The following is a 5,229-nucleotide window of genomic DNA, read 5'->3' on the forward strand; positions in this document are numbered from 1 at the left end:
TTTTCGTACGTTTCTAAACCTCGCGTGATAACAGTAGATAAGAATCCTGCCTATCCTGTAGCGATTCAGGAGTTGAAAGAAGAGAAACATATGCCTGAAGGTATACAACTAAGGCAAGTTAGATATCTCAATAATATAGTGGAACAGGATCATCGTTTTATTAAGAAACGCGTGCGTTCTATGTTGGGATTCAAGTCATTTAAAACAGCAACCTCTATATTGAGTGGTGTTGAAGCCATGCATATGATGAAAAAAGGACAACTTCACTCACAGGTGAAGTCTGCCCCAAATGAAGTTAGGTTCATACATAAATTGTTTGGAATTGCATCATAATCTGCCATTGAACAGTCTATGTAGGTTTCTATGTCTCTATCAAATGATTTTTGCACCAGAACCAATATTTTTAATGTAAACAAATATCTAGAAGTTTACTTTCAGGGAAATAAATAAAATAACAAATTGTAAGTAGCGTATCCGCTGCTTTTTTATTTTGTAAAGAAGTATCCCTGACATTGTATATTCTTTCATGGTAATATTGTATTAAAAAAAAGAGGATGTATGAATTTTGGGTTTATACTTGATTGGTTTAGGTATCCTTATTACTTGTTTGACGCTGATTTATGAAATAAGGGAAGTAGAAGGTGGGAGTTGGAAAGAAAAGGCCGGTTTAGCTTTAGAACATATTGTAGATTTAATTTCCTTAGACTTTAATTTTCCACAACTATTTATATTGTTAGGGCTAGGTTGTATTGTATTTGGTGTTGTTATTATGTAGAAAAATTAAGCGCAGAGAGCATCTAAATAGGATGCTTTTTTATTTTGTAGGAGGATGAAGGATGGATAAACATTATGTAGATAAAAGGATTCTGGTGCAAAGATTTCATTTATTCGAAAGAGGTATATAGATTCCTAATGGAATCTATATACCTCTTTCGAATAGTTGATAAATAAACTTTATTTCATTTTGGACAGACTTGTTCCGTAAAAATTGTATTTCCTTTTGAATCAACAGCACGATATAGGTACATCCATTGACCTTTGACTTTCACATACGTCTCATCGACTTGCCAAGAATCATTGGTTGATTTAAGATGACGTCGTACTCGCTTATCTAATTCAGGACCATATTGATGAACCCATCGCATGATAGTTGTATGAGCAAGGGATAACCCACGTTCTTCAATCATTTCGACTAAATTACGAAAACTGAGGTTGTACCGTAGGTACCATCTCACGGTTAATAAAATAATATCAGGTTGATAATGTTTCCACTTGAATAGATTTTGCTTTTCCATACCAATCACATCCTTTTTCAGAGTACTAGTATCAGTATGTCCAAGTTTAGGAGGTTACTTACAAGCGTTTTGGAGTGTTTGCACCAGAACCCAAGTACTCTCTTACGATAGATATGTGAGGTGCATGAAAATACAAAAAGGGAAAAGAATGATAAACATTCTTTTCCCTTTTTACCTACTGGAACTCTCATGCTCATTAGCTTTTCAGTATATCGAAAAATGCTGTAGAATTTACCTATTCTATTATAACAGCATAAAACATGGTTTTAAGATGTAATATTGCATATCAGAATGTGTTGATATATATATAAGTACTTACTATAATGAAAGCATAGAGATAAATCACATCTTAGCAACGACAAAAGAGGAGGAAATAATATGGAAATCGCAATGGCGGTATTGAAATTTTTAGGTGGAGTAATTCCATTAGTTCAAGAGCTTTTAAAAACATTTATGTAAGTTTATTATTTAGCAATCATTTATAAAGCATTATCATACCTTAATACGAAAAAAGGAAGGGGTTGAATTTTTTGAAAATTATAAAAAGTGTTAAAGGAATCAAATTATTAGCATGTTTATCAATTGGCTTATGCACTATTAATTATTCTTCTATTTCCTTCGCTGAAATAAAAACAAGTAATTCAGCTGATGCAACAAAAAAAGCTATTAACATTGATACTGGCATAGGAAATCTTAAGTATAATAATCAAGAGGTTTTAGCAGTAAATGGTGATAAAGTAGAGAGTTTTGTTCCGAAAGAAAGTACAAATTCAAATGGTAAATTTGTAGTAGTGGAACGCGAGAAAAAATCACTTACTACTTCACCGGTGGATATTTCAATTATTGATTCTGTGGCTAATCGTACTTATCCAGGAGCAGTACAACTTGCAAATAAAGCTTTTGCAGATAATCAACCTAGTTTGTTAGTAGCTAAGAGAAAACCTTTGAATATTAGTATAGACTTACCTGGCATGAGAAAAGACAATACAATTACTGTTCAAAATCCGACATATGGTAATGTGTCTGGAGCAGTAGATGAATTAGTATCTACTTGGAATGAAAAATATTCAAAAACACATACGTTACCTGCAAGAATGCAGTATACAGAATCGATGGTTTATAGTAAATCTCAAATAGCAAGTGCTCTTAATGTTAATGCTAAATATCTTGACAATTCACTGAACATTGATTTTAAAGCGATTGCAGATGGAGAGAAAAAAGTGATGGTTGCGGCATATAAGCAAATCTTTTATACCGTAAGTGCAGAACTACCTAACAATCCATCAGATCTTTTTGATAATAGCGTTACTTTTGATGAGCTAACTCGTAAAGGGGTAAGTAATGCGGCTCCGCCTGTTATGGTGTCAAATGTAGCTTATGGTAGAACAGTTTATGTGAAATTAGAAACATCATCTAAGAGCAAAGATGTACAAGCTGCCTTTAAAGCCTTAATTAAGGGGCAAGGCGTTGAAGCGAGTGGACAGTACAAAGATATTTTTGAAGACAGTACCTTTACCGCTGTAGTATTAGGCGGAGATGCAAAAGAGCATAACAAGGTTGTTTCAAAAGATTTTAATGAAATCCGAAATGTCATTAAAGATAATGCAGAATTAAGTTCTAAAAATCCAGCATACCCAATTTCATATACAAGCACTTTCTTAAAAGATAACGCAACTGCTGCTGTTCATAACAATACAGATTATATTGAGACGACAACTACAGAATATTCAAGTGCGAAAATGACCCTTGATCATTACGGTGCATATGTTGCTCAATTTGATGTATCTTGGGATGAATTCTCATATGATCAAAATGGGAAAGAAGTATTAACACATAAAACTTGGGAAGGAAACAACCAAGATAAAACGGCTCATTACTCTACAGTAATACCACTTCCACCGAATTCAAAAAATGTAAAAGTCGTAGCGAGAGAATGTACAGGTCTTGCATGGGAATGGTGGAGAACAATTATTAATGAACAAAATGTTCCATTAACAAATGAAATAAAAGTTTCAATTGGAGGAACGACATTATACCCAAGTGCTAATATTAGTCATTAGGTAGAAGTGAAGCACCCTGTAAACAGGGTGCTTTTTTACTTGGTCACAAGTTATCGGGATCTTTTTCAAATATAGCATACTCATCAGATGGCGATGGAAGTGTAACCACATTTAGAAAACTTTGCAACAGAACCTCCACTTGCTTACTTATTTTACATCTTTTGAGAATATATCCACACCTATCGGCATATATCTTAAACACAATAGATATGTGAAAGGGTGAGAGTATGATTTCATCATATTCAGTAAGATACATTTTAATAACAGGTAATACTTTTATAAAAAAAGTAATCACTGTATATGCATCTTCTGCGTTCTTTGCCATTGAAAAAATCAAAAAAGAATTAGAACGCCGCTTTTCTAATCCTACAAAAATTGAAGTCTATGCTGTATAAATATTTAAAACCATTTAAACACAAGGTGAAACCAATGTCGGTTTCACCTTGTCCTATTTTAAATTTATTGTATATTAATTACACATTAAAATTCATCATCACCAATTAAATTTCCTGCATCATTATCTTTAGTAAGTCTTTGCTTTAAGTAATTTTCTTTTGTAGTTCTATCATTTTTATGACCTACTGCAGCCGCTATTACATGAGGTGCTAGTCCTTTGTAGTCGTATAAGTACTGCACATAAAAATGTCTAAAAAAGTGGGGAGTGATTCGTATATTCTCCGTAAAGGGTAACTTTGTATCCTTAATGATTTTAGAAATATATTGTGATAAATAATTTTCTTTATAAGCAGTATGATTCTTTGTTTGAAATATAGTCTCACCATTTTTATTTCCAATGTCCACAGGTAATCGTCTCCGGATTCGAAACGCAACAATACGATTAAAAATCTCCTTATTAATAGAAACAATCCGTTCATTATCTCCCTTTGTATCAACTATTAAATAGTAACGTCCACGTATAGCGTCATACTCAAGGTCTTTCCACATTGCGTGCGCTACTTCTGCAACACGTAATCCTGTAGTAGCCAGAACCGATAGTAAAGCATAATTGATTTCATTATCCTTATAGTAATGAAGCAATTGCTTCACTTCCTCATATGATAACTCGCGTTTTGGTTTATGTTGTTTATTAACGGTAGTACTTAGAATTTCCACATGAAGAGGTTCCTGGATATATTGAATTTCATATAGCCATTTCAAATACGAACGGACCACACCAAGTTTCCGACTAATCGTAGATGCTTTGTATTTTTCTTTTGATTGATAGGAGATTGCCTCCTGGGATAGCCATTTTTGATAGTTACGTATATGTCGCTTTCTTAAGTTCCTCCAAACTTGGCCGACTACATAATCTTTAACATCTTGCTGCAGAAATTCTGTACTTTGTTTGATGAAAAAATAGAACTGGCTTAAGTCACGTGCATATAGAGTCCTGGATGCATCCTTTATACGTTTTTCTTGGTCAAAATGTGTTTGCCGATTTAAATAGTAATACAATATTTCTTCATCTGAAAATCCCTCATATGTATATGAATCTTCTCTTTCGTTATTTTCCTTTTTAAATTCAGCTTCATTTATATAATCTTGATTCCATATCGCAATTATGTTTGAGAAATTTTGTTTTTGTTTCTCTATATTTTCTAAATAAGTTTCACTATGAATTGTATTTAATTTAAATTCCATTGTTATCCAACTCCATATTAATTTCTTTTATATCTAATATTATAACTGAATTACATTCAAAGTTATTTACATAGTAAGATTAAATTTTATAAAAATGAAAGTAATGGATAAGTATAGAAAATGTTCTATTTTCTATGGTTATTATCAAATTATTTTTATAAATTATCTTTTATATAATTTATAATTATATAAAAGATAATTTAATTATAAAGTGAATTTTAATTTCATATAAT

General features: G+C 32.1%; 5 protein-coding genes and 1 pseudogene. 4 read left to right on the plus strand and 2 right to left on the minus strand.

The window, feature by feature from the left end; genetic code table 11:
• Together BAQ49_RS04345 and BAQ49_RS04355 are read left to right on the plus strand one after the other, a co-directional pair.
• A partial coding sequence (locus tag BAQ49_RS04345) for a DDE-type integrase/transposase/recombinase (protein WP_116733431.1) occupies nt 1-333 on the plus strand: 333 nt, incomplete at its 5' end.
• A gap of 232 nt (nt 334-565) precedes the next feature.
• Complete coding sequence (locus BAQ49_RS04355) at nt 566-775, plus strand: hypothetical protein (protein WP_071744322.1); 210 nt, start codon at nt 566-568, stop codon at nt 773-775.
• 211 nt (nt 776-986) lie between these two features.
• Here the strand turns inward: BAQ49_RS04355 and BAQ49_RS04360 are convergent.
• A pseudogene (locus BAQ49_RS04360) lies at nt 987-1,295 on the minus strand (IS6 family transposase); the annotation flags it as partial.
• A 521-nt stretch (nt 1,296-1,816) separates the two neighbouring features.
• Between BAQ49_RS04360 and BAQ49_RS04365 the strand changes: the two are divergent.
• Entirely contained in the window at nt 1,817-3,355 is a 1,539-nt protein-coding gene (locus BAQ49_RS04365; RefSeq protein ID WP_071744323.1) for a thiol-activated cytolysin family protein, read from the plus strand.
• 227 nt (nt 3,356-3,582) lie between these two features.
• Entirely contained in the window at nt 3,583-3,750 is a 168-nt protein-coding gene (locus BAQ49_RS32760) for a hypothetical protein (protein ID WP_000625960.1), read from the plus strand.
• Between the two features lie 85 nt (nt 3,751-3,835).
• On the opposite strand, the gene BAQ49_RS04370 is transcribed toward BAQ49_RS32760, so the two are convergent.
• A complete protein-coding gene (locus tag BAQ49_RS04370; RefSeq protein ID WP_071744324.1) occupies nt 3,836-4,996 on the minus strand; it encodes a tyrosine-type recombinase/integrase in 1,161 nt (386 codons plus the stop codon).
• Nucleotides 4,997-5,229: the final 233 nt, after the last annotated feature.

The sequence above is a fragment of the Bacillus proteolyticus genome (genome assembly GCF_001884065.1).
Classification (GTDB): Bacteria; Bacillota; Bacilli; order Bacillales; family Bacillaceae_G; genus Bacillus_A; species Bacillus_A proteolyticus.

Bases quoted from the DNA above. Each gene is read 5' to 3' on its own strand.
- BAQ49_RS32760 (WP_000625960.1), top strand. From the start codon at position 3,583: ATGATTTCATCATATTCAGTAAGATACATTTTAATAACAGGTAATACT.
- BAQ49_RS04370 (WP_071744324.1), bottom strand. From the start codon at position 4,996: ATGGAATTTAAATTAAATACAATTCATAGTGAAACTTATTTAGAAAAT.